Below are 24,217 nucleotides of genomic sequence, written 5' to 3' on the forward strand. Positions count from 1 at the left end.
GCCCCGAAGGCGGGATCGGTGAGCAGCCCGGCGGGTCAGCCGTTGCGAGGCGTGCCGTGAGCCCTCAGGTACGACACGAAGGCGCGCAGGGCGGCGGGGGTGGTGGTGATCACCGTGGCCGGGGCGGCGCTCTCGCGCAGGCGCGGGGGCCGGCCGGGTCCCGGGCGATCTCGACGCAGGTGTCGGAGCCCGCTTCACTGAAGCCGGACCTCTGCCACTCGAGCCTGCACATGGGCGCCTCCTCTGGATCCTCTAGAGCATCGGGTACAGGATCCGCTGGACCAGCCCCAGCGAGTCCTTCGCCGGACGGCCTTCGGGCCGCTGCCCGACGTCCACCGGAGCCAGCGCCACTTCGCTCAGGCCGGCGAACCACCCGTTGTACCGGGCCAGTGAGCCGCAGTCGCCGAGGTAGAGGGACTTTTCGAGGTGCGGGACGACGACCGTGCCGAGTTCCGCGACCTCGGGCTCGATCACCACGAACGACGTACCGAACGGCACGGGCCCGTCGAACGGCACGATCTGGATCGTCACGTTCGGCAGCTTCGACGCCTCGATCAGCCGCAGCAACTGCTCCCGCATGATCGCACGACTGCCGAACGTCATGTGCAGTGCCGCTTCGTGGACGATCGCGTGGAAGTGGCCGATCGTGCCGTCCTCCAACAGGCGCTGCCGGCGCATACGGAACTCGATGTCCACCTCCCGCTCCGCCCGCGTCGCCCCGGAGTAACCGCCGCGGAAGTTGGCCGCCGTGTACGCGCGGGTCTGGAGCAGGACCGGGATGAACGTCGGCTCGTAGGTCGTCAACCGGGCGGCCTTGGACTCCAGTTCGGCGATGTCCAGGCGGGAGGGGGCGAGCCGGCTCCGGTACGTGGACCACCAGCCCTTGCCGTGGTGCCGCCCCAGGGCCACCAGTGCGTCGACGTACGCGGGCGGGACGCCCTCCACCCGGCGGGCGAGCCTGCGCAGCCGCTCCGGGGACAGGCTGGTGCGCCCGGTCTCCACGTTGCTGATATGCGACTGGTGCATCCCCATCACCTCGGCGCTCTCGCCGACGGACAGACCCGCCCGTTCGCGCAGCTTTCGAACTTCTGCGCCAAAGCGCCGCTGACGGTACGTGGGATCGGCTCTCAGCCCCATTCACCCCTCCCTCGGCCAAAGCCCGTGGTGTCGCCTAAGTCAGCATTTCACCAACCCTGTTGTGGATCCACAACCCATGTCGCTACGGTGAGTACCGAGTCAGTCACGGACTGCATTCACCTGGAGGCTGTCACCTTGCATACGCCGGCCGAGACCTGGTCCTACGGACTCTTCATCCCCCACGACCCGCGGGCGGTGGGCGTCGTCCGAGCCACCCTGCGGCAGATCCTCAGCGGCGCCGGACTCAACTGTCTCGTGGAGGCGACCGAGTTGATGGTGTCGGAGCTGGTGACCAACGCCTACCGGCACACCCGTACCGACGCGTACGTGAGCATGGAGCGCTCCCCGCACGAACTGACCGTCGCGGTATGGGACACCGGGGCCGGGCAGCCGGAGCCGCGCCACCCCGAACCGGAGGACGAGTGCGGGCGCGGCCTGGGCATCGTGCAGGCGTGCGCCGACTCCTGGGGCGTACGCGATCACCCGAACGGGAAGTCGGTGTGGTTCACCCTGGTACCGAAGGCGGAGTGAGAGGGCCCGCAGCCGGTCCGGGCCGGAGCGTCCCGGTCGCAGTCGGACCACCGGGCCACCGCTCCGTGCGCCCACCGCTCCGTGCGCGAGCGCCCCAATGACGAGGGCGCCCAAGGCCGTCCGGCCCCGGGCGCCCTGGCGCGTCAGTACATCACCGTACGACTACGCCGCGCCGACGACGTCCTTCTCCTCGGCGAAGTGGCAGGCCGACTCGTGGGCGGCCGGCGAGTCCGAGCCCTTGAAGCGCTCGGGCACCGCCAGTACCGGCATCTCCTGCGCACACTTGTCCTCGGCCTTCCAGCACCGCGTACGGAAGCGGCAGCCGGAGGGCGGGTTGGCCGGCGAGGGCACGTCCCCGGTCAGGATGATGCGCTCGCGGCCGTTGCGGGCCTCGGGGTCGGGCACCGGCACCGCGGACAGCAGGGCCTGGGTGTACGGGTGGGTGGGGTGCTCGTAGATCTCCTCGTCCGTACCGATCTCCGCCATCTTGCCGAGGTACATCACCCCGACCCGGTCGGAGATGTGCCGGACGATGGACAGGTCGTGCGCGATGAAGACGTAGGAGAGGTTGAACTCGTCCTGCAGCTTCTCCATCAGGTTGATGACCTGCGCCTGCACCGAGACGTCCAGCGCGGAGACCGGCTCGTCGCAGATGATGATCTCCGGGTTGAGCGCGAGGCCGCGGGCGATACCGATGCGCTGGCGCTGGCCGCCGGAGAACTGGTGCGGATAGCGGTTGATGTACTCCGGGTTCAGACCCACGACGTCCAGCAGCTCCTGGACCTTCCGCCGCCGGTCGCCCTTCGGCGCCACCTCGGGGTGGATGTCGAAGGGCTCGCCGATGATGTCACCGACCGTCATCCGCGGGTTGAGCGAGGTGTAGGGGTCCTGGAAGACCATCTGGATGTTGCGGCGTACGGCCTTCAGCGCGCGCCCCGACAGCTTGGTGATGTCCTGGCCCTTGTAGAAGACCTCGCCGGCCGTGGCCCGCTCCAGGTTCATCAGCAGCTTGGCGACGGTGGACTTGCCGCAGCCGGACTCGCCGACGATGCCCAGCGTCTCGCCCTGGTAGAGGTCGAAGGAGACGCCGTCCACGGCCTTGACCGCGCCGACCTGCTTCTTGAACAGCACGCCCTGGGTCAGCGGGAAGTGCTTGACCAGGTTGCGGACCTGGAGGATCGGCTCACGGGCGGATGCGTCCCGTACGGTCGTCTCAGCCATTGACCGTCTCCTTCCAGAAGTGGCACGCGCTGCCGCGGCCGTCGTCGACCGTGTGCAGCTCGGGGACGTCCGTACGGCAGACGTCCTGTGCCTTGGGGCAGCGCGGGTTGAAGGCGCAGCCCGGCGGGATGTTCAACAGGTTGGGCGGCAGACCCTTGATCGCGTACAGCTCCTGGCCCTTCTGGTCCAGGCGCGGGATGGAGTCCAGCAGGCCACGGGTGTACGGGTGCGCGGGGGTCTTGTACAGCTCGTGCACCGGCGCGTGCTCCACGATCCGGCCCGCGTACATCACCGCGATCTTGTCGGCGACATCCGCGACCACACCCAGGTCATGGGTGATCAGGATCAGACCCATGTTGAACTCGCGCTGCAACTCCGCGAGCAGATCCATCACCTGCGCCTGCACGGTGACGTCCAGCGCCGTCGTCGGCTCGTCCGCGATGATCAGATCCGGCTCCAGCGCCAGCGCCATCGCGATCATGATCCGCTGACGCATACCGCCGGAGAACTGGTGCGGGTAGTCCCCCACCCGGCTCTTCGCCGCCGGGATCTTCACCCGGTCCATCAGCTCGATCGCCTTGGCCCTGGCGTCCTTCTTGGACAGGCCCTGGTGCACCCGGAACATCTCGCCGAGCTGGTAGCCCACGCTCAGCACCGGGTTCAGCGAGGACAGCGCGTCCTGGAAGATCATGGCGATCTTGGCGCCCCGGATCTTCCGGCGCTGCTCGGCGGACATCTTGAGCATGTCCTGGCCGCGGAAGAGGATCTCGCCCTGCGGGATCTTCGCCGGCGGCATGTCCAGGATGCCCATGATGGCCTGCGCGGTCACCGACTTGCCCGAACCGGACTCGCCGAGCACCGCCAGCGTCTCGCCCGCGGCGACGCTGTAGTTGACGCCGTTGACGGCCTTCACCACACCGTCGCGGGTGTGGAACTCCACGTGCAGGTCGCGCACCTGGAGCAGCGGCGCGTTGCCGCCGTCCCCGGAGCGCGGCGCGGGCTCGGCCGCGGTCTTCTCGATGGTGGTCACGTACGCCTCCCTCAGCGCAGCTTGGGGTCGAGGGCGTCGCGCACCGCGTCGCCGAGCATGATGAACGCCAGCACGGTGATGCTCAGCGCGCCGGCGGGCCACAGGAGCATGTGCGGGGCGTCACGGATGTAGGTCGCCGCCGAGGAGATGTCGATGCCCCACGAGACGGCCGGCGGCTTGAGGCCGACGCCCAGGAAGGACAGCGTCGCCTCCAGCGAGACGTACGTACCCAGTGCGATGGTCGCCACGACGATGACCGGCGCCAGCGCGTTGGGGGTGATGTGCCGCAGCAGCATCCGCGGGGTGCTCGCGCCGAGGGCGCGGGCGGCCTGTACGTAGTCCTGCTGCTTGGCGGTGATCACCGCACCGCGCGCGATACGGGCGATCTGCGGCCAGCCGAGGATCGCCATCAGCAGCATGACGGTGAAGATCGAGCCGCCCTTGATGACGGACAGGAAGACGATGCCGCCGAGCAGGATCGGGATACCGAAGAAGATGTCCCCGATCCGGGAGAGGATCGAGTCCCACCAGCCGCCGAAGAAACCGGCCAGACCGCCCATGAGGCAGCCGATGACACCGGCGAGGAGGGTGGTGCCCACACCGACGACCACGGAGGCACGGGCGCCGTAGATCGTACGGGCGTAGACGTCACACCCTTGCGAGTTGAAGCCGAAGGGGTGGCCGTCGCTGGGCCCCAGGCGGGCCTTGGTGACATCGCAGGCGTACGGGCTCGTGCTGGTCAGCAGGGACGGCCAGGCCGAGATGACGACCAGGAAGACGATCAGCACCGCGGAGACGTAGAAGACCGGATTGCGTCGCAGGTCGCGCCAGGCGTCGCCCCACAGACTGCGGGCCTTCTCCTCCTGCTTGACGACCGGTTCGACGGCGGCCACGGCCTCGTCGGCGGCGGTCTTGAGCATCTCAGGCATACCGGATCCTCGGGTCCAGGACCGCGTAGAGCAGGTCGACGAGCAGGTTTGCGAGGAGGAAGACGACCACGAGGATGGTCACGAAGCCCACCACGGTCGGCGAGTTCTGCCGCGAGATGCCCTGGTAGAGCTGGTAGCCGACGCCCTGGATGTTGAAGATCCGCTCGGTGACGACCGCGCCGGCCATCAGGCCGCCGATGTCGGTACCGAGGAAGGTGACGACCGGGATGAGCGAGTTGCGCAGCAGGTGGATGCTGACGACCCGGCGGCGCGGCAGACCCTTGGCGGTGGCCGTACGGATGTAGTCCGATCGCATGTTCTCGGCGATGGACGTACGGGTCAGCCGGGAGACGTACGCCAGCGAGACACCCGCCAGCACGATGCCCGGCAGCAGCAGTTCGTCCATGTTGACGTCGATGGACACCGCGGGGGCGGTCCAGGCGAGCTTGATGCCGATGAAGTACTGGAGCACGTACCCCATGACGAAGGTCGGGATCGAGATCACCAGCAGGGTGAAGATCAGCACGCCGGTGTCCGCCAGCCGGCCGCGGCGCATACCCGCGACGACACCCAGCGACACACCCACCACGAGCTCGATGACGAAGGCCACCAGCGTCAGCTTGATCGTGTTGGGGAAGGCGGTACCCATCAGCTCGGTGACCGGGGTGCCGTTGAAGGACGTACCGAAGTCGCCCTGGAAAATACCCGCCATGTACTGCAGGTACTGGCTCCACAACGGGTCGTTGAGGTGCAGGGACTCCCGGATCTGAGCGGCGGTGGCCGGGTCCGGTGTCCGGTCTCCGAACATGGCGGCGATGGGATCACCGATCGCGTAGACCATGACGAAGATCAAGAATGTGGTGCCGATGAAGACGGGCACCATCTGGAGCAGTCGTCGCAAGACGTAGCGCCCCATGTGTCCTCCAGAGAAGCGCCGACGCGGGGACAGCCGGCCCCGGTGGGCCGGGTGCCGGCTGTCCCCTGCAGCCGTGAGCGGTTATGTTCCGTGCGCCCCGCTCAGGGGCGTGCGCGTCGGGTCAGTCCTTGACCGAGATGTCGCTGAAGACGGGGACGCTGAACGGGTTGAGCTTGACGCCGGAGACCTTCTCCGACCAGCCGACGGTGCCGTTCTGGTAGAAGAGCGGGATGTTCACGACGTCCTTGAGGACCACCTTCTCGGCCTGCTTGTACAGGTCGGTGGCCTTCTTGATGTCCGGCTCGGCGGCGGCCTGCTTCATCAGGTCGTCGAACTCCTTGTTGCTCCACTTGCCGTCGTTGGAGCTGGCGCCGGTGGCGAAGAGCGGGGTGAGGAAGTTCTCGATGTGCGGGTAGTCCATCTGCCAGCCGGCGCGGAACGGCCCGTTCATCTCGCCCTTGGTGATCTGGTTGCGGAAGTCACCGAAGGTACCGACCGGGTTGCCCACGCACGCCTTGTCATCGCCCAGCACCTTGTTGATGCTGTTGCAGGCCGCGTCCGCCCACTGCTTGTGGGAGTCCTTGTCGGCGTTGTAGCTGATGGTCATCTTCCCGCCGGGGATGCCGCCGCCCTCTTCGATGAGCTTCTTGGCCTCGGTCGGGTTGTACGTGCAGACGTCGCCGCAGATGTTCTTGTCGTAACCGTTGGCGTCACCGAGCACCGGGGAGGACAGGTCCGTCATCGGCGTACGGGTGCCGTTGTAGATCTTCTCGGTGATGCTCTTGCGGTCGATCGCCATGGACAGGCCCTTGCGGACCTTCTCCATGCCCGGCTTGGTCCACTCCTTCTTGTAGAAGGGGAACGTCACGCCCTGGTAGATGCCGGCGGGCTGGGTGAAGTAGTTGCCCTTCAGGTCGGTCTTGGCGTTCTTGATCTGCTCGGCCGGGATGTCGTCGTCGATGTCGAGCTGACCGGACTGCAGCGCCACGTATGCCGCGTTGGAGTCGGTGAAGACCCGGAGCAGCACGCCCTTGTTCTTCGCCTTGTGGTCACCGGAGTAGTACTTGTTGGGCACCAGCTTCATCTGCGTGCCCTTCTTGTACTCCTCGATCGCGTACGGACCGTTGCCGACCGGCTTCTTCAGGTACGCCTCGTGGTCCTTGAAGAACTGCGTGGGCAGCGGCGCGAACGCCTTGTAGCCCAGGCGGATCGGCCAGGTGGAGAACTTCTTGTTGAGCTTGACCGTGAAGGTGTGGTCGTCGACGATCTTCAGGCCCGAGAGCGTCTTCTCGGTCGGCTTGCCCTCGGCGGGGGAGGTCTTGTCGTAGCCCTCGATGTCGGCGAAGAAGTAGGCGTTCTTCTGCGCGTTGGTGGCCAGCGCCGCGTAGTTCCAGGCGTCCACGAAGGACTTGGAGGTGATGGCCTCGCCGTTGGAGAACTTCAGACCCTTCTTGATCTTGATCGTGAAGTTCTGCGCGTCCTTGGACTCGATGGACTCGGCGGAGGCGTTCTTGGCCTCACCGGTCTTCGCGTCGTACTCCTTGAGGTTGCTGAAGATCATGTCCAGCACCTTGCCGCCGAGCACCTCGTTGGTGTTCGCGGGCTCCAGCGGGTTCTGCGGGTCACCCCAGTTGGCCCGGATGAACCCGGCCTCGTCGCTCTTGCTACCGCTGTTTCCACCGCACGCCGTGGCCCCCAGGGCCACGACTATCGCACCTGCGACCCAGGTGGCGCTCTTGGCACCGCGCATGGGACTGCCTCCTCATGAGTCCATTCACTACATGGAAAGGAGCCGGCCCCGGCTGACACCCCTGACAGACAGCGACCAGCTCCGATGCTCGTGAGTCGGCGCTCCCCACAGCGCGTGACCCATTGACCCGAGCTCGAATGGGCCCAGTCTCAGTCACATGGGCCCCGTAAGCCACGCGTAAGGGGTCTCAGTTTGGTCACATCACGGCGTTCAGGGTTCGAAAACCGGACAAAAACAATCCATCCAGACAGTCACGAAAAGGACTCAAGGTGCAGTTCACCCGAGGTGTGTTCGGCATCCGGACGCCTTACGAACCCGCCTGCACCGAGGCACCCTTGACAAGCGACCCCCCGTTCAGTACGCGCCGTACCGGCAGGGGCGCACTCCGCGGCACCGTATCCGACGGGCCTGCCGAAGGCGCCCCCAGGGCCGTGGACCATTCACTCCAGGCCCGGTTGTCAAAATAGCGTCGTCCGCCCGGAGGGCGGGCGGGATTTTGACGACCGGCCCTAGAGGCGGGCAGGTCCGTCCTCCGCGGTGGTCATGGAGTGCACCGCAGCCAGCAGGTGGGACATGAGCCGGCCGGGCAGTTCCGCACCGAAGCGGTTCACGTCCGCGGTCACGTGCAGACTCAGCCCCTCACCCTCGGAATCGTTGAGCGCCTCGATCCGCACCGGCAGGCTCGTGTGATCGCGCATGTCCTCCTCGGCCCCCACCAGACCCGACCTCAGCAAGGCGTTCCGGGGGTGGAAGTGCACGTAATTGAACATGACCTCGAACGGATTCCGCCCCAGCACCCTGCGGAACTCCGCGTGCGGGAAACGTCGGTGCGGCAGGAGCCGGTTCTCCGCGTCCAGCGCTTCGCGGGCAGCCTTCTGCCAGGTCGCCCCCGACAGGTCCAGCCGCAGCGGCAACTGGTTCAGGAACAGGCCCAGCGTCACATCGGACCCCGTGCGTTCGGGGCGGCCGTTCATCAGCAGCCCGACGACCGGTGTGTCGGTCTCCCAGGCCGCTCCGACCGCCACGCAGCCGACGGCCAGTAGCAGGCTCTTGACCGGCAGACCCCATCGGGTGGACAGCTCGAACAACCGCGCCGCGTCGGGCTCCGGGACCGCGGCGGAGACCTTGCGGTGATCAGGGACGTCCAGGATCTCCTCCCGCTGCGCGGGCAGCAGTTCCTTCATGGCCTCGAAGAACCGTACGGATTCCTCGTCACGCAGCGCCTCCCGTTCCAGCCGCACGAACTCGGCGTACGGGAGCGCCGCGGGGAAGTCGGGGCGGGTCCCCTCCAGCAGCGAGGCGTACGCACGGACCAGCTCGCTGAAGAAGACCGCCTCACTCCAGCCGTCCATGATCGAATGGTGGAAGGCGTAGGACAGGCGGAAGGCCGCCGGGCCGGTGGCGGCGGCATGGACACGGAGCAGCGGGGCGCTTTCGGGGTCGAAGGGGACGCCGAGTTCCGCCATCACCTGTTCATACCGCTCGCCGACGACCGCTTCGTCGAGCCCCTGGTGATCAGCGGTGACCAGCGGGATCCGGGCCTCCTTCACCACAAGCTGCATCGGCTCGCTGAAGGTGCCGAAGTCGAACCGGGTACGCAGTACGGAGTGGCGCCGCGACATCAGATCCAGGGCCTGGCGCAGCGTCTTCGGTACCAGCGGACGGTTGACCGTGCGGGATATCACATCGAGGTAGAAGGCCCCGTCGCTGACCAGGCTCTCGTAAACCAGACCGAGTTGGAGCATGGCCGCCGGAAACGCATCCACCGCGTCGGCGGGGACCCTGGCCCGGTCCAGCACCGAGAGCTGGCCCAGGGCACCGGGCTCCTTGGAACGGTCCGCCGCCTGGGTACCGGCCTGGCATGCGCCGCGTGGCGTCGGGTTGGTGAACAGGTCGATCAGCGACAGCGGGAGCCCGTGCTCCTGCGCGGCACCGATGACCTTCAGTGCCAGCAGCGAGTCACCGCCCAGGGAGAAGAAGTCGTCATCGGGACCGACCCGGTCCACTCCCAGGATCTCCTTCCAGATCCGCGCCAGCAGGGTCACCGGATCCGGCGCCGTCCTACCGTCAGTCATCGGGGCATCTCCTTGTTTCGTGGTGTGGACACGCATGCGGGGGTTCCGTACGCGCGGGGGTCGTACAGCTCGTGACCCGGCTCACAACGCGCCCAGTTCGGCACCGGTGACGGAAGATTCCGTGACCGCGGCGCCCGGTTCGTCGGCGAAGGCGAAGCGGTAGCGCAAGGTGGCTTCCACTTCCTTGGCGATGGTCGCCAGCTCGGTGACGTCCGGGGCCTCCCCCATCACGATGTCCAGCTCCTGGGTCTGGACACCGCCCGGCAACCGGGCTCCCGCCTTGGCGTACGGCCGGTAGAGGGTCACCCCCGCGTTCCGTTTGACCTCCTCCACCCCCTCGATGCCCAGGAGGGTGCTCGCCCGGCGTGGTGCCGGATGGAAGAGCTGGAAGTAGGCACGGCCGCGGTAGAAGTCCGGTGTGGGCACCGCCTCACCGAGCGCGGTGCGCCCGGCCAGTTCGATGAGGTTCAGGCCCAGTGCCCGTACGGACAGTTCGTTGATGCCGCCGCCGAGCCGGCCGTTGACCTCGATGAGCCGCGGCCCGTCGGGGGTCAGCTTGATCTCCGTGTGGGTCAGGCCGGATCGGACCCCGAGCGCTTCCACGGAGCGCCGCGCCAGTTCGCGCGCCCGCTCCTCCTCCTCGTACTCCAACGGCGACGGCCAGAACCGCCCGGTCTCCCGGAAGGGCGGCACCATGGGGAACTTTCCGGTCACGGCGATGTCGGTGACCTGGCCCTGCCGCACGATGCTCTCCACCGACACGTAGTCGCCGAACGGGCCGAGGTCCCGGCCGGGCAGGTACTCCTCCAGTACCAGGGCACCGCCGGCCACCAGGCCCGGCCGCTCCTCGCTCAGCAGGCCGCGTACCAGCTCCAGGCCCTCCCCGACGTCCGTGACCAGGAAGGTGTTGCGGCTGCCGCCGCCGTGCGCGGGTTTGAGCACGGCCGGAAGTCCCGTATCGGCCACCGCCCGCGCCCAGTCGTTCTCGGTCGCGATCCGGTGGCAGCGCACGGTGTCCACACCCGCGGCCCGTAAGGCGTCCCGCTGCAACCACTTGTCGGTGAGCCGGCCGACCGTGGGCCGGTCGTGGAAGGGCAGTTCCAGCGCCGAGGCGACCTCGGCCGCGAATCTCAGTGCCCTCTCGCTGTAGGTGACCAGGCCGTCCGGGACGTACGGACGCAGTCGCGCGGCGGCCTCCGCCGCCGACCCGGTCGTGATCACGGGGCCGAACTGCGAGAGCAGCGGTTCCATCGCCCGTGTGTGGTCGGCGGGCTCGGTGACGAAGACGCACCGTGCCCAACTCGCCAGGCCGACGGCGATGTCACCGGGGTGTGCCGCACCGTCGGCGTACACCACGATCAGGGTCTTGGGCATCATTCCTGCTTTCCGGATCGCTGTGCGGGCACCGGGAGCGGTACCGGGGCGGGCGGCAGTGCGTCGCGGACCAGCCGACAGAATTCCGGCGTCCGCTCCCGGTAGTAGAAGTGGCCGCCCGGCAGCGAACGGGTGGTGAACTTTCCGGTCGTCCACCGTCCCCAGGCGTCCAGGCAGTCATGGGTGACCCATGGATCGGCCGTACCGCCCATCGCCAGCAGGGGACACGACACCGTCCGGCGCGTATCGCACCGATAGCGGGCCAGCAGCAGGTAGTCGGCGCGCAGTACGGGCACCAGCAGATCGACGATGTCGGCATGCGTGGCGCCCTCGATGCCCGCACCGTCCCCGGTCGCCAGTTCCTCCAGCCAGTCCTCCCGGCTCATCCCTAGGACGGCCGCCGGATCCAGGCGCTGCATGTCCGGTGGCCTGGCGGCCGAAACGGCCAGCAGCTCCACCTCACGCCCCAGGCTTTCCAGGCGCACCGCGATCTCGTACGAGAGGACCGCGCCCAGGCTGTGCCCGGCCAGAACCAGCGGCCCTTCGGTGTGGGCGGCGACCTCGCCGGCCGCCTGCCGCGCCAGTTCCTCCAGCGACCGCGCGTGTGGTTCCCCCGCCCTGGGGCCACGCCCGGGGTATTGGAGAGCCAGTGCGGTTTCGCCCTGGTGCAGGAGTGCCGGAAGCCACTCGGCCAGTGCGTAGGCGCTGCCGCCGCCGAACGGAGCCAGCACGAAAGTGCGCCCCGCCCCCGGTGCGGTACGACCGGTTGCGGCACCGCCGAACCTCCAGAGCAGCTCGGTCATTCGCTGGCGCATGGTGCGTACGTCCCTCTGTCTAGACGGTGGCCGTTCGCCGGGCACTCCGCGCCCCTTGCCGGGACCGCGGTGCCCGCTCCGTCGGCGTTCACAGCTCGATAACCGTTCCGGCGTCCGGGGCGGCCGGTGGCGGGGTCCGGCCCGGCTCCCCCTGGTCCAGCGCCGAGGCCAGCGCGGCGACGGTGGCGTGGGTGTAGAGCTGGGCGATGCCCAGCCGTGGGTGGTGGCGGCGCAGCCGGGCGAAGACCGTGAGCGCCTTGAAGGAGTCGCCGCCGATCTCCAGGAACCGTTCGTGCCGACCGACCCGGGCCCGTCCCAACGCCTCGGCCCAGATGCCGGCGACCAGCCGCTCGGTGGCCGTACACGGGGGGTCCTGCGACGCGTCCTGCGCCGCGGTCCCGGAACCGGCCGCCGCCCGCACGGCCGCCCGCAGGGTGGCGAAGTCCGCCTTGCCGTTGAGGTTCACCGGGATACCGGGCACGACGTGCAGCCCGCTGGGGACCAACGCCGACGGCAGGGCCGCACGTAGCCGGCGGGTCAGTTCCCGTGGGTCGGCGTCCGCGACGACATAGGCGACCAGTTCCAGTGGCGCGTCGGGCACCGGACGCTCGCCCGTCACGACGGCCTGCCGGACCCCGGGAAGAGACAGCAAGGCCGTCTCCACCTCACCGGGCTCCACCCGGTTTCCTCGGATCTTGAGCTGACGGTCGGCGCGCCCCAGGTAGTCCAGCAGGCCGCCCGGCTCCCGTACGACCAGATCGTCGGTGCGGTAGAAGAGCCCGGCTTCCGGGCGGTCCTCCAGAGGGACGAAGACGGTCTCCGTGAGTGCCGCCTCGCCCAGGTATCCGGAGGCCACACAGGCCCCGCCCAGGTACAGGACGCCGGGCGTGCCGTCGGCCACCGGACGGCGGTTCTCGTCCCGTACGCACGCCTCCACGCCGGCCAGCGGGGTGCCGACCGGCACCCGGGGCCGCCGGGCGTCCTCGGGCCCGACCCGGTGCATCGTGGCCAAGATGGTGGCCTCGGAGGGACCGTACCCGTTGTAGACCTCCAGGTCGGGCCGTGCGCGCAGGACCGCGCCCGCCAGCCTGGGCGGAAAGGGCTCCCCCGCCACCACCAGCACCCGCCGTGGCAGCAGTGCCGCCAGGCTGCCCTGGGCTGCCAGCGCCTCCATCTGCGAGGGGGTGTAGGTCAGGCAGTCCACGGGGTGTGCCGAGAGTTCCGCGCCGAGCGCCACCGGGTCCAGCGTGGTCTGGCGCGGGTACACGTCCAGGCGGGCACCCGACAGGAGCGCTCCGTACACGGAGACCTTGCCGAGGTCGGCGGCGAAGGTCGTGACCAGTCCGAAGCTGTCCAGGGACCGCGCCTGTACCCGCTGCCGGAACGCCCGGCAGTAGTTCAGCAGCGCGCGGTGCCGGACCACGACGGCTTTGGGCGTGCCGGTCGAACCGGAGGTGCAGACCAGGTACGCCACGTCCTCGGCGTCCAGCCCCGGGTCGATTCTGTACTCGGCTCCCTGGTCCGTGCCGTGCAGAACGCGCAGCGGGGGCCCGTCCCCCGGGACGCGCCGCTCGTTGCGCTCGTCGGTGATCACCGCGCGGGCCCGGGTCGTCTCCAGCAGCGCCGTGACCCGCGGATCGGGATCGGTCGCTTCGATGTGCACGTACGCGGCACCGACCGCCCAGGCCGCCAGTACGGCGATCACGCACCGGTGTGAGCGGTCCATCAAAGTGGCCACGACGTCGCCCCGTCCGACCCCCTGTTCACGCAGCCAGTCGGCGACGCCGCCCGCGGCCCGGGACAGCTCCTCATAGGTCATATGGGCGGAACCCTGCCGCAATGCGGGCCGGGTGGCCGCGCGGACGGCCGAGGTCCTGAAGACGTGCGCCGCGGTGCCGGGCGGCTGCTGGGCCGGCGAGAAAGACATGGGACGTTCCTTTCTTGACGTCATGCGCAGGGACGCGTCGAGCCGACCGTGATCATGGCCGCCAGTTCGTCCACGGTCTCGGTCCGGAAGTACTGCCGGAGCGTCAGTTGGACGCCGAAGTGGGCCTCGACAGTGGTGAGCAGCCGCAGCGCGACCAGGCTGCTCCAACTGTCCAGGTCGCGAAAGCGTGAGCTGCCGGTGAGCGTGTCGGCGGGGACGTCGGTCACCGCCGAGATGATCCGGGTCAGTTCGGCCTGGTGGTCAGGGGTGTCGGGCACGGGAGCCTCATCCTTCGTCATCTACGGTGATCCACGCCGGGGCGAGTACCGGCGGGGGGTCCAGCGGGAGCACGCGCCGGGCCGTTCCCTGCGGACCGGGCGCGGCGTGCGGCAGTTGGGCGAACCCCGCCTTGGCCAGGAACCGCTCGGCGGGCCCGTTGCGGCCGCTGTCGCGGAAGGCTGCCTCCAGCCGGTTCATGCCCGCGGCACGGGCCGCGTCCGCCACGGTCTGCAGCACCGCGAACTCGATGCCCCGGGAAAAGACCCGGCAGCTCATCACGGCGTTCTCGATGAGCCAGTGGCCGGGGTGCCGGGACAGCCATACGGCACCGACGACACCTTCCTGGCCGAATCGGTCGCTGACCTCGAACGCCAGCACCTGATGGGTGTCCGACTCCGCCATCCGCCGGGTCTGCGCCTCCGGGAACGCCCGCCCGACCAGGTTGAACTGATTGGTACGTTCGCCGAGCTGGACGACCCGGGGCAGCAGATAGGCGTCGGCCGTACGGATCCTGACCCGCAGACCGAGCCCTGCCAGGTAGTCCTGGGACGTCTCCCGGCCCGCCGACCACTGCCTGCGGCGCGCCCGGGCCCGGTACAGCTCCGTACGCCGCTGATCGGTGCCGGTCGTCGTCAGCACGTCGAAGTGCCCGCCGGCCAGGAGGCGGTTGACGTGCAGGGCGGGGTCGTTGTCTGCCCGCACGACGTCCACCTGCGGCAGCGCACCGCGCACCAGGTCGCATTCGAAGGGGGAATCGTCGAGGAAGACCATGGCGTCCAGACCGATGTTGAGTTCAGCGGCGATCTCCTTGATGCTGCCGTCCTTGGCGTCCCAGCTCGCCCTGACCGCCACGAAGTCCTTCTCCCGCAAGACCAGTTCGGGGTGCTCGGCGAACACGCGGGACACCAGGGCGGCGTCGTTCTTGCTGGCGACCGCGAGCAGGACGCCCTGTCGCCTGAGCGCGAGGACGGTGCGCTGGAGGGCGGCGTAGGCGTTCCCCGGATACATCGGCCCGATGTCGATGTTCTCGGGCCCGTCGTCCCCGAGCACGCCGCCCCACAGGGTGTTGTCGAGGTCCAGTACGAGGCACTTCTTCGCCAGTCCGGTCACGGCGCGGGCGAGCCCGGCCGCCTCCCTGGCGTACAAGTGCTCGACGTCCGGTGACCACGCCATGCCGGCGAAGAGGTGCAGCCGCTCGTCCCGCAGCGGAGCCGCGAGGCCCGTCAGCAGCGTTTGGAGGTCCAGCACCTCCACCGGTCCGAGCCGCTCGGCGAGTTCGAGCATCCGCGTATTGAGGTCGTACCAGATGCGGCTCACACCGGAGCGGGACCGGTGGGCGACGACGGTGTGCAGATGGTGCACCGGCAGTGGGACGGTGTGTACCGCCAGGACGCCGGCACCACGGTCGGCGAAGGCGTGCACCGCCGCGGCGAACGCCTCCCACCGCTCCCGTACCGCGTCCCGGAGTGCCGGAAGGTCCGTCGGATCCCACTCCTGGGGCAGGAAGACGTGCTCGTGCACCAGGCACAGGGTCAGTTCGGGGTCGAAGTCGGCCAGCCCGGAGTCGGCCCCGCCCAGTTCCATGAGCTGCTGGTCCGGCGCGGTGAGGTGGAACTCGGGAGTGACTCCGGCCGCCAGGAGGAACACCCGTAACAGGGGCAGCAGGTTGTCGGCGGTGAATGAGGAGACCACGGCCACACGCAGGTCACGCGGCTGACGGCCGGGCGGGACCAGCAGTCGGCTGTCGGCACCGGCCAGGCGCCGGCCGGCCTCCCGGACCAGGGCGACGTCGGGCGTACGGGTCAGTTCCGCCGGCAGGGCCGGATCGGGTACGGCATCGGGGGCGGCCAGTCGCCGTACCCGCGCCAGCAGGTCGTCCACAGCGATCGTTTCCTTCCAGGTGGGTGGCGCACGGGTTCACGGTTGTGCGTAGGCGGGAGTGCCGCGAGTGCGCGGGGAGTACGGCGACCCGGGGGTGCCGGTCACACGCGCAGCAGGGTGCAGGTCCAGTGGGCGCCGCTGCCCATGCTCAGCAGGGCCACGACGTCGCCGGTCACCAGTTCTCCGGTGGCCAGCAGCCGCTCCAGGCTCAGGAGCTGATCGGCTGTCCCGAAGTGGCCGAACTCCATGGCGATGCCGGCGTTGGTGCGATGCAGCGGCACGCCCAGTTCCTTGGCCAGGTCGTTGAACGACTTGAGGTTGTCGTGGAGGTAGAGCACCCGTTCAACCGACCCGAGAGGCGTCCCCGTGCGGGCGCACACGCGCTCCAGGACCTCGCGGTTGCGGGTGTGCATCAAGGTGACGAACTCGTAGGTGGCCGCGCCGTCACCCTCGAAGAACGTATCCATCCGGTCGAGGAGAGGGGCCACGCCCGGGGCCTTCCGGTCCGGGGCGAAGGGGTGGGCGGCTCCCCCGCTCTCCATCCGCATGAAGTCCGCGTACCGGCCGTCGCTGATGGTTTCGGTGGCCAGCCAAGCGCACGCCGGGTGGTCACGCCGCAGTACGGCCGCCACCGCGCCGTCCGAGGACAGGGACGTGCCGGTCTCCGTACGGTCCCAGTACGCATCGACCACCCGGTTGGCCGCGACGACCAGCGCCGTCCGGTGGCCGGGGTGCGTGGCGAACCGGCCGGCCACCGTGTCGAAGGCGCTCACCCCACCGCCACACGCCTGGTTGATCAACAGCGCTTCCGCCCGACGGGCCGCCAGTCGGCCCTGTAGGGCCGCCGCGGCGTCCCAGTAGAGGTACTCGGCGACGTCCGGTACCGCTACCACGACGAGATCAAGTTCTCCGGCGGTGACCGCCGCCCGGCGCAACGCGGCGTCGGCGGCCCGGGTGGCCAGATCCGTGATCCCCACGCCGTCCTCGGCCCGGTACAGCCGCCGGTAACCCCAGCCCCGCAGTTTGTCCGCGTCCGCGCCGGTGGTCGCGACCAGCTCGGCGACGGTCACCGGACGGCCCAGCGCGTGGCCGGTGGCCACGATCCCGAATGACATCACTCCTCCTTCCCCAAGTGGTGGCCGGGGCCCGCCGCCACACAATGCGGCGGGTCCCGGCCGGCGCGCGGAACGGCGCGCCCTGGCAGCTACTCGGCCGCGGTGCCCGCTCCGTTGATGTCGGAGGTGTCGACGGCGAACCGGCCCATGGCCCAGGCCATCGCCCGGCCGTTCTGGTCGAAGATCGTCTTGTTGACGTTGTCGATGGTGTCGCAGCTCTGGTGGTAGCACGGGTCGAGCATCTGTCCCGCCGTGCCGCCGAACAGCTCCGCCCACTGCGGTGACTTGACCGTGTCGCTGCCCGCGTTGACGCCGCCGGCCGGTATCCCGGCGGAGACGAACGGGGCGTGATCGGACCGGCCGTCGAGATTCAGTCCGACGGTCGGCAGGCCCTGCTCGGCGAAGTGGCCGCTGACCAGCTCGTGGATCCGCTCGGAGCCGGCCGGGCCGGGCCCGGTGTCGGTGCGGCCGTTGTAGACCTGGCGGGCGAAGTTCGGTGAGCCGATCATCTCCAGGTTCAGGTAGAGCGCCGTCTGACGGCGTTGCTCGGTGGTGAGCTGGTCGACGTAGTACTGGGACCCGGACAGTGCCTTTTCCTCACCCGCCCACCAGGCGAAGCGAACCCGGTTCTTGAGGTGACCGGCGTACGGGCGGAGCTGGACGGCGCTCTCCAGCAGCATCGCTGCCGCCGCGGCGTTGTCGTTCATGCCGGGTGTGGTGTCCACGCTGTCCAGGTGGGCGCCCATCACCACGGTGTTCTCGGCCCTGCCGGTCGGGGTGTCGGCCAGCAGGTTGTAGGTCTTGGTCGTCTTCTCGGTGCCGCGCAGATCCACGGTGAGTCTCACGGGTCCTGCGGCGGCGTCGGCCCTGAGCTGCTCGGTCTCGGCACGGGAGAGGGTCGCGGTGGGGATCCTGGCGTCCTCGGGCGGCACCATGCGGTACCGGAGGTTCAGTTCGGGGTTGGGCGAATTGACGTTCATCAGCATGGCGGTCGCACCGGCCTGCGCCGCCACCATCTGCTTCTGCGTGATGAAACAGTCGCCCACGTCGACCAGGACGATCTTTCCCCTGACGTCCGTCCCGGCGTAGTCCTGCGGACCACAGCCCGTTTTCTTTCCGGACAGGCCGGAGAGCTGGGCGGTCAGGCCGCCTTGCGGGGTGGAACGTGAGAAGCGGGCGATGACCGGATGCAGCTTCCGTGCCGACGGCGCGAGGACGGATCCCGTCTCCGACTCGATCCGGTAGTCCCGGAACGTGAACTCCTGCCGTTGCACCTTGTATCCGGCCTTGGTCAGGACGCGGGTCACGTACTCGGCGGACTTGTCATAGCCCGCCGATCCCGAGTCCCTGTGGCCGGCGTTGTCCGTGGTCGCCTTGCTGATCGCCCGCAGGTGACGCCAGGCGCCGTCGCCCGTGACGGCCCGGGACATCGTCCAGGCCAGGTTCTCAGCGGTCGGGCCGGTGTCCGCGTGCGCCGGCAGTGCGGCGAGCAGAGGTGCCAGCAGGGTGCCGGCGGCCAGTGTGACCAGTGTGTTGGCACGCAAGGGCGTGTGCCGGGGTGTCTTCGTCATGTGCGGTGGCTCCTGGATGTGTGGGTGCGGTGCGTGGTGATCACGCGGTCGGGTGGTCTGCGAGGGCGGCGTCGAAGGCGTTCGCCAGGTCCTGGATCCGCTGCTTGCTGAACACCTCGCCGCTGTACTGCCAGCGGACGCGTACCCGTCCGTCGACGACGCTGGGGTAGATCTCCAGCGGGCAGGGGCGTTCCATGTCGAAGGCGCGGTCCCGCCCTACGAGTTCGGTGCGTACGTCGGTGAGCACGCCGTCGGTGTCCGCGCCCCACCCCGCTTGAAGGAACGCCGGTGTTCCCCAGAAGGAGAAGAGCACCTGCGGAACCGGCACGGCCGCCAGCGCCCGGCGTACCGCGGCGTCCGGGTGGAACCACCGCAGCGCCTCGAAGTCGAATCCGCGCCGCGGCACCGACCGCAGCTCGCCCGCCACGTACGCCGTGTGCGCGGCGCTGTCCCGGCGGCCCGGCAGGGCCAGGGCGAACGGGAAGGCTGTGTTGAAGTAGCCGACGGTGCGTCCCAGGTCCAGACCGGGGACCAGGTCCTCGCGTCCGTGGCCGACCAGCCGGACGGCGACTTCCCCGCCTTTTGCTCCCAGCCATTCCTGGAAGGCGCTGCCGGCCGCGGCCAGCAGCCGCTCGTACGCGGTGATCCCCGCCCCGGTGGCCGGGAGTGCCCCGCAATCGGTGACCAGTTCCCGGGTGTTGCCTTCGACCCCGCGCGCGCCGTCCGGGACGACCGGCACCTGCGAGCCCTCACCCCAGGTGCGGTCCAGCCAGTACGATCCGTCCAGTTGCCCGGGGCGGCTGCGAACATGGTCGGCCAGCCGGCGTGCCCACTCCAAGTAGGAAGGGCCGGTCGGGCCGAGGTGCGTCTCCTGGCCGTCCCGCAGCAGCACGGACAGTTCCTCGGTGAGGATGTTCCAGGAGTACAGGTCGACCACGGTGTGGTGGACGACCAGCAGCAACTGGTCGGGCAGTCCGGCCGGCAGCCGGAACAGCCCGGCCCGGCACACCGGTCCCGTACGCAGGTCCAGCGACTCGTGCAAGCCGGTGGCCAGCTCGTCCAGCTCCGCGGACACCCGCTCCGCGTCGGTTCCGCGCAGGTCGAACGCGGTCACAACGGGTGCCACGCCGTCCGCCGACTGGGTCCATGTGCCGTTCGTGTGGTGGTACCTGGCGCGCAGTACGGGGTGCCGTCGCGCCAGGAGGCCCAGTGCCTGCTCGACGGCGGGCAGGTCCAGCGGCCGTCGCGCGCTGTAGAGCACGCCATGGTTCCAGTGGTCGGGCCGCACCGCGCCGCGCTCCAGGAACTCACGCTGGGCGGGGGTGAGGTCGACTTGGCAGGAGTCCGTCGTCACTTCGTCCGGCGTGCCCGCCGTCTCCTGCGCTCCGGAGGCGCAGGAATCGGTCGGGGAGGCGTTCCCGCCGTCCTGGCTGCGCACCGTACGAGCGGCCACCGCGTGCAGTGTGCGCAGGTCCAGGATGGTCCGGGGCCGTACCATCAGCCCCTGGCGCCCGGCTTCCGATGCGACGGCGATCGCGGTGACGGAGTCTCCGCCCAGATCGAAGAAGTCATCGGTGCGGCCCACCCGGTCCTGCCCGAGGTGCCGCGCCCACAACTCGGCCAGGAGCTGTTCGGCTTCGGTGTCCGGTGGGACGTACGGCCCTGCTCCCCGCCCGGGGCGGCCGACGGCGTTCCCGTCCGCCGGTCCGTCGTCGGCGCCGGGATCCGAGAGCGCCGATGTCCGTGCGTCCGGTCCCTGGTCGGCCAGTCGTGCCAGTAGCAGGCGGTACGCCTCCAGCCAGTCCCGCACGGTTGCGGATGCGAACAGCTCGGGGTCGTACTGGAAGCGGGCCCGCATCTCCCCGCCGTATTCGAGCACCACCACGCTGAGCGGGAAGGCCGCCGCTCCCTGGCCGACGTCGAGCAGTTCGACCGCCGGCCCTGCCTCTCCCAGCCGGTGCAGCGGTTCCACGTCGCTGTTGAAGCCGAACATGGTCGGGGCCAGCGGATCGGCGGAACCGGGCCGGGCGATCCGCCGGATCCGGTCGGTGGGCAGCCCTTGGTGCGCGAGGGTGGTCAGTGAGGTTTCCCGCACCGCGGCCAGCAGGGCGGAGAACGGCTCGTCCGGCCGGACCCGGACCCGGACCGCGATGACGTTGGCGTAGTTGCCGACCACGGTCTCGTCCGCGGGCGCGCGGCCGGCCGTCGGCACGGCGACGGTGACGTCCCGCTCACCGCCGATCCTCCACAGCAGTGCCGCCCACGCGGCCAGCATCACCATGTGCGGTGTGCAGCGCTCCCGCCGTGCCAGGCCGCGGATGGATTCCGCCAGTTCCTGATCGATGGGCGAGAGGAGTTCGGTGCCCACCGCACGGTCCCGGGTGCCCGTGGCCTCCCGGTCCGCCGGCAACGGTACATACGGAGCGCCGTCGAGGTAGTCGGACCAGAAGCGCTCCAGGCGGCGTCCCGCTTCCTGTCCCAGCAACTCCCGCTGCTCGTGCACGTGGTCGAGGTAGCCGCGCTTGGGCTCGGGGGGCTCGCCGCCCGTGTCGTCGGCCAGGTCCCGGAACAGCAGCCGCCAGGACCAGCCGTCGACGAACAGGTGGTGGTAGGTCAGCAGCAGTACGGTGCGCCGGCGGTCCGCGAAGTGGACCCGTACCAGTTGATGGCGGCTGGGAAGCCGGTCGTACAGCGACAGCGGCTGTGCGACCAGGGCGCGGAGGCGGTCCAGGAGTTCGGCCCTGCCGTCCGCCTCGGTCCAGGCGGTCAGGTCGAGTTCCCGGTGCTCCAGTTCCACGCGGACCTCGTCGGCCGGTGTGATCACCTGCCGGGGTCCGTCCGGGGTGTCCCGCAGACCGGCGCGGAGCATGGGGTGGCGGCGCGCGAGCCGGGTCAGGCGGTCGGCGAGTTCCGCCGCGCCCAGGTCCGCATCGAAATCCGCGTCGAGCAGCAGTGCCGCAGGCACGTTGTAGGTGCCCGACTCCGGGTCGAGCCGGTCCGCCGCCCAGATCGCTGTCTGCGGGCCGGACAGCGGGCCCTGTTGGCCCGTCTCACGGACCGGGGCAGGGGTGGGCGCGGAGTCCGTGGCGGACGGCACCGCGGTGGCCGGCGCGGGGGTGGCCGGTGTCGTGATGACCGGTGTGGCGGTGGCCGGTGCGGCGCTCTGCTCGGCCACCCACTCGGCCAGGGCACGCAGGTCCGGCAGGTCGAAGAGGTCGAGCACCTCAAGGTTCGTGGCGAAGCGCTCGTTGATACGCGAGATCATCTGCGTCCCGTTCAATGAGTTGCCGCCGACCTGGAAGAAGTCGTCCGACAGGCTCAGCCCCGGCTCCTTGAGCACGTCGCGGGCGAAGGCGAGCACGGTCTCGGCGACCCCGTCCGCCGACGAAGCCGCCCCCTGGGCCGCCACCGCCGGGCCGGGCACGGACGCGGGCACGGTGTCCGGTACGTCGTCCGCCGCGGGAGTGTTTGCGGCCGGGCCGTCCGCCGGTGCCACCACCGGCCAGCAGTGGTCCTCCCGGAGGGCGGCGACCGGCAGTTCGAGCCGTCGGCGCGGGGCGCGCCCCAGCCCCGCACGCCAGTCGACGGTGTGTCCGTGGAGATGGACTGCCAGGAGCGCCCGCGCGGGTGAGGTGGCCAGTGCGGCGTACGGCTCCTGCGCCACGAGGCCGGACAGCGCGCTGCCCTCGGACAGGTCGGTGATCACCGGCTGCGCGCCCAGGCCGGCCAGCGCGGTGCGCAGCGCGTCCGGGTCCGGTGGCTCGGGCGGCGCGGCCGGGGCCGCCACCGCGTCCAGGGCACGGAACAGGTCGCCCTCGCCCCGGAGCACCCGGGCCGCCGTCGCCCCGGTGCCGTGCGTGAGGGTCAACTGCGGTCGCAGCCCGGCTGCCGCCAGGACCCGCGCCCCGCCACCAGCCACAGGAGCGCCCGCTGGGCGGGGGACCAGTCATCGGCCGGTATCCGTTCCGCGGCCTCGGAGACGACGCGGGCGAAGGCCGGGTAGGCAGTGGCGTACTCCCGCAACCTGTCGAGCCGCACGTCCGGGACATCGCCCAGGACCGCCACCAATGGGGGCGGCGTGCCCTCGGTGGGTGCCGGCGTCCGAGCGGGGTCGTGCAACGCCGTGCCGAGCCTGTCGAGCAGGTCCGTGCTGTCACGGACCACCCAGCCGCACCGGTACGGGAAGTGCTCGCGGCCCGCGGTCAGCACCTCACAGGCCGCTGCCAGGTCGAACCCGGCCACATCCTCGGCCACTTGCCGGCGCAGCCGCCGCACCTGCTGGTGGAGTGCGGCCGTGTCGCGGGCCGACAGGACGACCAGCCGTTCCGCGGGTTCGTACGCGGCCGACGCGGCGGGGACCGGGCCCTGTTCGAGGACCATGTGCGCGTTGGTGCCGCTCAGCCCGAAACTGCTGACCGCGGCACGCCGGGGGCCGTCGGTCGTCGGCCAGCCCTCACGCCGGTCGGCGATCCTCAGCGGGACCCGCTCCATCGAGAGCAGCGGGTTGGGCTCGGTGAAATTGGCCGTGGGAAAGACTTCCCCGGCCCGGAACTGGGCGATGACCCGCAGCAGCCCCGCGAAGGAGGCCATGCAGCCCAGGTGCCCGAAGTTCGCCTTGGCCGAGGAGACCGGAACCACGCCCCGGGAATGCGCGGTCCATGCCTGGGCGAGCCCCTGGATCTCGATGGGGTCGCCGATCTTCGTACCGGTGCCGTGGGCCTCGATGTACCCGATCGTGCTCGGTGGGACACCCGCGTCTTTCCAGGCAGCCGCTATCACCTCGGTCTGCGCGGCCGGGCTGGGAGCGGTCAGCCCGGTGCTGCGCCGCGCGTCCTGGTTCACGGCACTGCCGCGGATCACCGCGGAGATCGTGTCGCCGTCCCGCAGCGCGTCCGCAAGCCGTTTGACCAGGACGAACCCGCCGCCTTCGCCGTAAGCGGTGCCGTCCGCGGCGCTGTCGAAGGGGCGGCACCGGTCGGTGGGCGACAGGACGCCCATGCCCTCGGCGCTGGTGGTGCGCCGCGGCACCGGGCCGAGCACCAGCTCGTACCCCCCGACCAGGGCCAGGGCGCTCTCGCCCCGGGCCAGCTTCCAGCGCGCCTCGTGCAGGGCGACCAGGAACGAGGAGCAGGACGTGTCGATGACCTGGGCCGGTCCGCGCAGATCCAGGTGATAGGCGATGCGTCCGGCCGCGTACGCGTGGAGGCTGCCGGTCCTCGCCGCACCGGTCCGCCGCTCGTGGGCGGGCAGCAGGTCGGAAAGGCTCGGGTGCGGGCCACCGTACCCGGCCACCAGTACCGCGGTGTCGCTGCCCGCGAGTTCCGAAGGCCGGTACCCGGCCTCACCGACGGCCCGTACGGCGAGGTGCAGCATGCGCCGCTGCCGTGGATCGATCAATTCGGCCTCGGCCTTGGAGAGGCCGAAGTAGCGGTGGTCGAAACCGGTGACGTCATCGATCCAGCCACCTGCCCGGCCGGCATCGTCATGGCGTACGCCGGTGGCTTCGGCCCGCTTGCCGGGAAACGGCCGAAGGGTGTCGCGCCCCTCGCGCAGGAGAGCGGTCAGTGCCCGCCAGTCGGTGCACTGGGGCAGTTCGAACGCGGCACCGATGACCGCCAGTGTCGCGGACTCTTCTGTGGTGTTCATGTGTCCCGCCAATTCAGCGA

At 70.0% G+C, this 24,217-nt stretch carries 17 protein-coding genes; 1 reads left to right on the top strand and 16 read right to left on the bottom strand.

Annotated features, from left to right (window positions below):
* Nucleotides 1–252 precede the first annotated feature (252 nt).
* Nucleotides 253–1,137 carry a helix-turn-helix transcriptional regulator gene (locus tag KGS77_RS11625; RefSeq protein ID WP_242580774.1) on the bottom strand — a complete coding sequence of 295 codons (885 nt, stop codon included), beginning with the start codon at nt 1,135–1,137 and terminating at the stop codon, nt 253–255.
* Nucleotides 1,138–1,272: 135 nt separating this feature from the next.
* Here KGS77_RS11625 and KGS77_RS11630 point away from each other — a divergent pair, with 135 nt between their 5' ends.
* A complete protein-coding gene (locus KGS77_RS11630; RefSeq protein WP_242580776.1) occupies nt 1,273–1,668 on the top strand; it encodes an ATP-binding protein in 396 nt (131 codons plus the stop codon).
* Between the two features lie 162 nt (nt 1,669–1,830).
* Here the strand turns inward: KGS77_RS11630 and KGS77_RS11635 are convergent, their stop codons facing one another.
* The 15 genes from KGS77_RS11635 to KGS77_RS11705 all read right to left on the bottom strand — a co-directional run bounded on the left by KGS77_RS11635 (nt 1,831) and on the right by KGS77_RS11705 (nt 24,197).
* Nucleotides 1,831–2,889, bottom strand: a complete 1,059-nt coding sequence (locus KGS77_RS11635) for a dipeptide ABC transporter ATP-binding protein (RefSeq protein WP_242580778.1) — start codon at nt 2,887–2,889, stop codon at nt 1,831–1,833.
* On the bottom strand, nt 2,882–3,919 hold the full coding sequence (locus KGS77_RS11640; RefSeq protein ID WP_242580781.1) for an ABC transporter ATP-binding protein: 1,038 nt from the start codon (nt 3,917–3,919) through the stop codon (nt 2,882–2,884). Before KGS77_RS11640 ends, KGS77_RS11635 begins: the two co-directional genes overlap by 8 nt.
* 11 nt (nt 3,920–3,930) lie before the next feature.
* Entirely contained in the window at nt 3,931–4,839 is a 909-nt protein-coding gene (locus KGS77_RS11645) for an ABC transporter permease (RefSeq protein ID WP_242587423.1), read from the bottom strand.
* Between the two features lies 1 nt (nt 4,840).
* A complete protein-coding gene (locus KGS77_RS11650; RefSeq protein WP_242580783.1) occupies nt 4,841–5,764 on the bottom strand; it encodes an ABC transporter permease in 924 nt (307 codons plus the stop codon).
* A gap of 121 nt (nt 5,765–5,885) precedes the next feature.
* Entirely contained in the window at nt 5,886–7,514 is a 1,629-nt protein-coding gene (locus KGS77_RS11655) for an ABC transporter substrate-binding protein (RefSeq protein ID WP_242580786.1), read from the bottom strand.
* Between the two features lie 509 nt (nt 7,515–8,023).
* Nucleotides 8,024–9,589, bottom strand: a complete 1,566-nt coding sequence (locus tag KGS77_RS11660) for a condensation domain-containing protein (protein WP_242580788.1) — start codon at nt 9,587–9,589, stop codon at nt 8,024–8,026.
* Between the two features lie 81 nt (nt 9,590–9,670).
* Nucleotides 9,671–10,963 (bottom strand): ATP-grasp domain-containing protein, encoded by a 1,293-nt coding sequence (locus KGS77_RS11665; protein ID WP_242580791.1) that lies wholly within the window; start codon nt 10,961–10,963, stop codon nt 9,671–9,673.
* The gene (locus KGS77_RS11670; protein WP_242580793.1) at nt 10,963–11,766 is read right to left on the bottom strand and encodes an alpha/beta fold hydrolase; all 804 of its coding nucleotides are present in this window, start codon (nt 11,764–11,766) and stop codon (nt 10,963–10,965) included. The genes KGS77_RS11665 and KGS77_RS11670 overlap by 1 nt, the downstream gene beginning before the upstream one ends.
* A 100-nt stretch (nt 11,767–11,866) precedes the next feature.
* The gene (locus tag KGS77_RS11675; RefSeq protein ID WP_242580794.1) at nt 11,867–13,705 is read right to left on the bottom strand and encodes a non-ribosomal peptide synthetase; all 1,839 of its coding nucleotides are present in this window, start codon (nt 13,703–13,705) and stop codon (nt 11,867–11,869) included.
* 20 nt (nt 13,706–13,725) lie between these two features.
* Complete coding sequence (locus tag KGS77_RS11680) at nt 13,726–13,983, bottom strand: acyl carrier protein (RefSeq protein ID WP_242580795.1); 258 nt, start codon at nt 13,981–13,983, stop codon at nt 13,726–13,728.
* Between the two features lie 7 nt (nt 13,984–13,990).
* Nucleotides 13,991–15,865, bottom strand: a complete 1,875-nt coding sequence (locus KGS77_RS11685; protein ID WP_242580796.1) for an HAD-IIIC family phosphatase — start codon at nt 15,863–15,865, stop codon at nt 13,991–13,993.
* 101 nt (nt 15,866–15,966) lie between these two features.
* Nucleotides 15,967–16,980 carry a 3-oxoacyl-[acyl-carrier-protein] synthase III C-terminal domain-containing protein gene (locus KGS77_RS11690; RefSeq protein WP_242580797.1) on the bottom strand — a complete coding sequence of 338 codons (1,014 nt, stop codon included), beginning with the start codon at nt 16,978–16,980 and terminating at the stop codon, nt 15,967–15,969.
* Between the two features lie 89 nt (nt 16,981–17,069).
* Nucleotides 17,070–18,551, bottom strand: coding sequence for a M28 family peptidase (locus tag KGS77_RS11695; RefSeq protein WP_242580798.1), 1,482 nt, complete (start codon nt 18,549–18,551; stop codon nt 17,070–17,072).
* A gap of 40 nt (nt 18,552–18,591) precedes the next feature.
* Nucleotides 18,592–22,470: a condensation domain-containing protein gene (locus tag KGS77_RS11700; RefSeq protein WP_242580799.1), complete on the bottom strand. Its 3,879-nt coding sequence runs from the start codon at nt 22,468–22,470 to the stop codon at nt 18,592–18,594.
* Nucleotides 22,416–24,197, bottom strand: a complete 1,782-nt coding sequence (locus KGS77_RS11705; RefSeq protein ID WP_242580800.1) for a polyketide synthase — start codon at nt 24,195–24,197, stop codon at nt 22,416–22,418. Before KGS77_RS11705 ends, KGS77_RS11700 begins: the two co-directional genes overlap by 55 nt.
* Nucleotides 24,198–24,217 lie beyond the last annotated feature (20 nt).

It is taken from the genome of Streptomyces sp. MST-110588, from assembly GCF_022695595.1.
In the GTDB taxonomy this organism is placed as follows: Bacteria; Actinomycetota; Actinomycetes; order Streptomycetales; family Streptomycetaceae; genus Streptomyces.

Bases quoted from the DNA above. Each gene is read 5' to 3' on its own strand.
- KGS77_RS11625 (WP_242580774.1), bottom strand. From the start codon at position 1,137: ATGGGGCTGAGAGCCGATCCCACGTACCGTCAGCGGCGCTTTGGCGCA.
- KGS77_RS11635 (WP_242580778.1), bottom strand. From the start codon at position 2,889: ATGGCTGAGACGACCGTACGGGACGCATCCGCCCGTGAGCCGATCCTC.
- KGS77_RS11645 (WP_242587423.1), bottom strand. From the start codon at position 4,839: ATGCTCAAGACCGCCGCCGACGAGGCCGTGGCCGCCGTCGAACCGGTC.
- KGS77_RS11650 (WP_242580783.1), bottom strand. From the start codon at position 5,764: ATGGGGCGCTACGTCTTGCGACGACTGCTCCAGATGGTGCCCGTCTTC.
- KGS77_RS11655 (WP_242580786.1), bottom strand. From the start codon at position 7,514: ATGCGCGGTGCCAAGAGCGCCACCTGGGTCGCAGGTGCGATAGTCGTG.
- KGS77_RS11660 (WP_242580788.1), bottom strand. From the start codon at position 9,589: ATGACTGACGGTAGGACGGCGCCGGATCCGGTGACCCTGCTGGCGCGG.
- KGS77_RS11665 (WP_242580791.1), bottom strand. From the start codon at position 10,963: ATGCCCAAGACCCTGATCGTGGTGTACGCCGACGGTGCGGCACACCCC.
- KGS77_RS11670 (WP_242580793.1), bottom strand. From the start codon at position 11,766: ATGACCGAGCTGCTCTGGAGGTTCGGCGGTGCCGCAACCGGTCGTACC.
- KGS77_RS11675 (WP_242580794.1), bottom strand. From the start codon at position 13,705: ATGTCTTTCTCGCCGGCCCAGCAGCCGCCCGGCACCGCGGCGCACGTC.
- KGS77_RS11690 (WP_242580797.1), bottom strand. From the start codon at position 16,980: ATGTCATTCGGGATCGTGGCCACCGGCCACGCGCTGGGCCGTCCGGTG.
- KGS77_RS11695 (WP_242580798.1), bottom strand. From the start codon at position 18,551: ATGACGAAGACACCCCGGCACACGCCCTTGCGTGCCAACACACTGGTC.
- KGS77_RS11705 (WP_242580800.1), bottom strand. From the start codon at position 24,197: ATGAACACCACAGAAGAGTCCGCGACACTGGCGGTCATCGGTGCCGCG.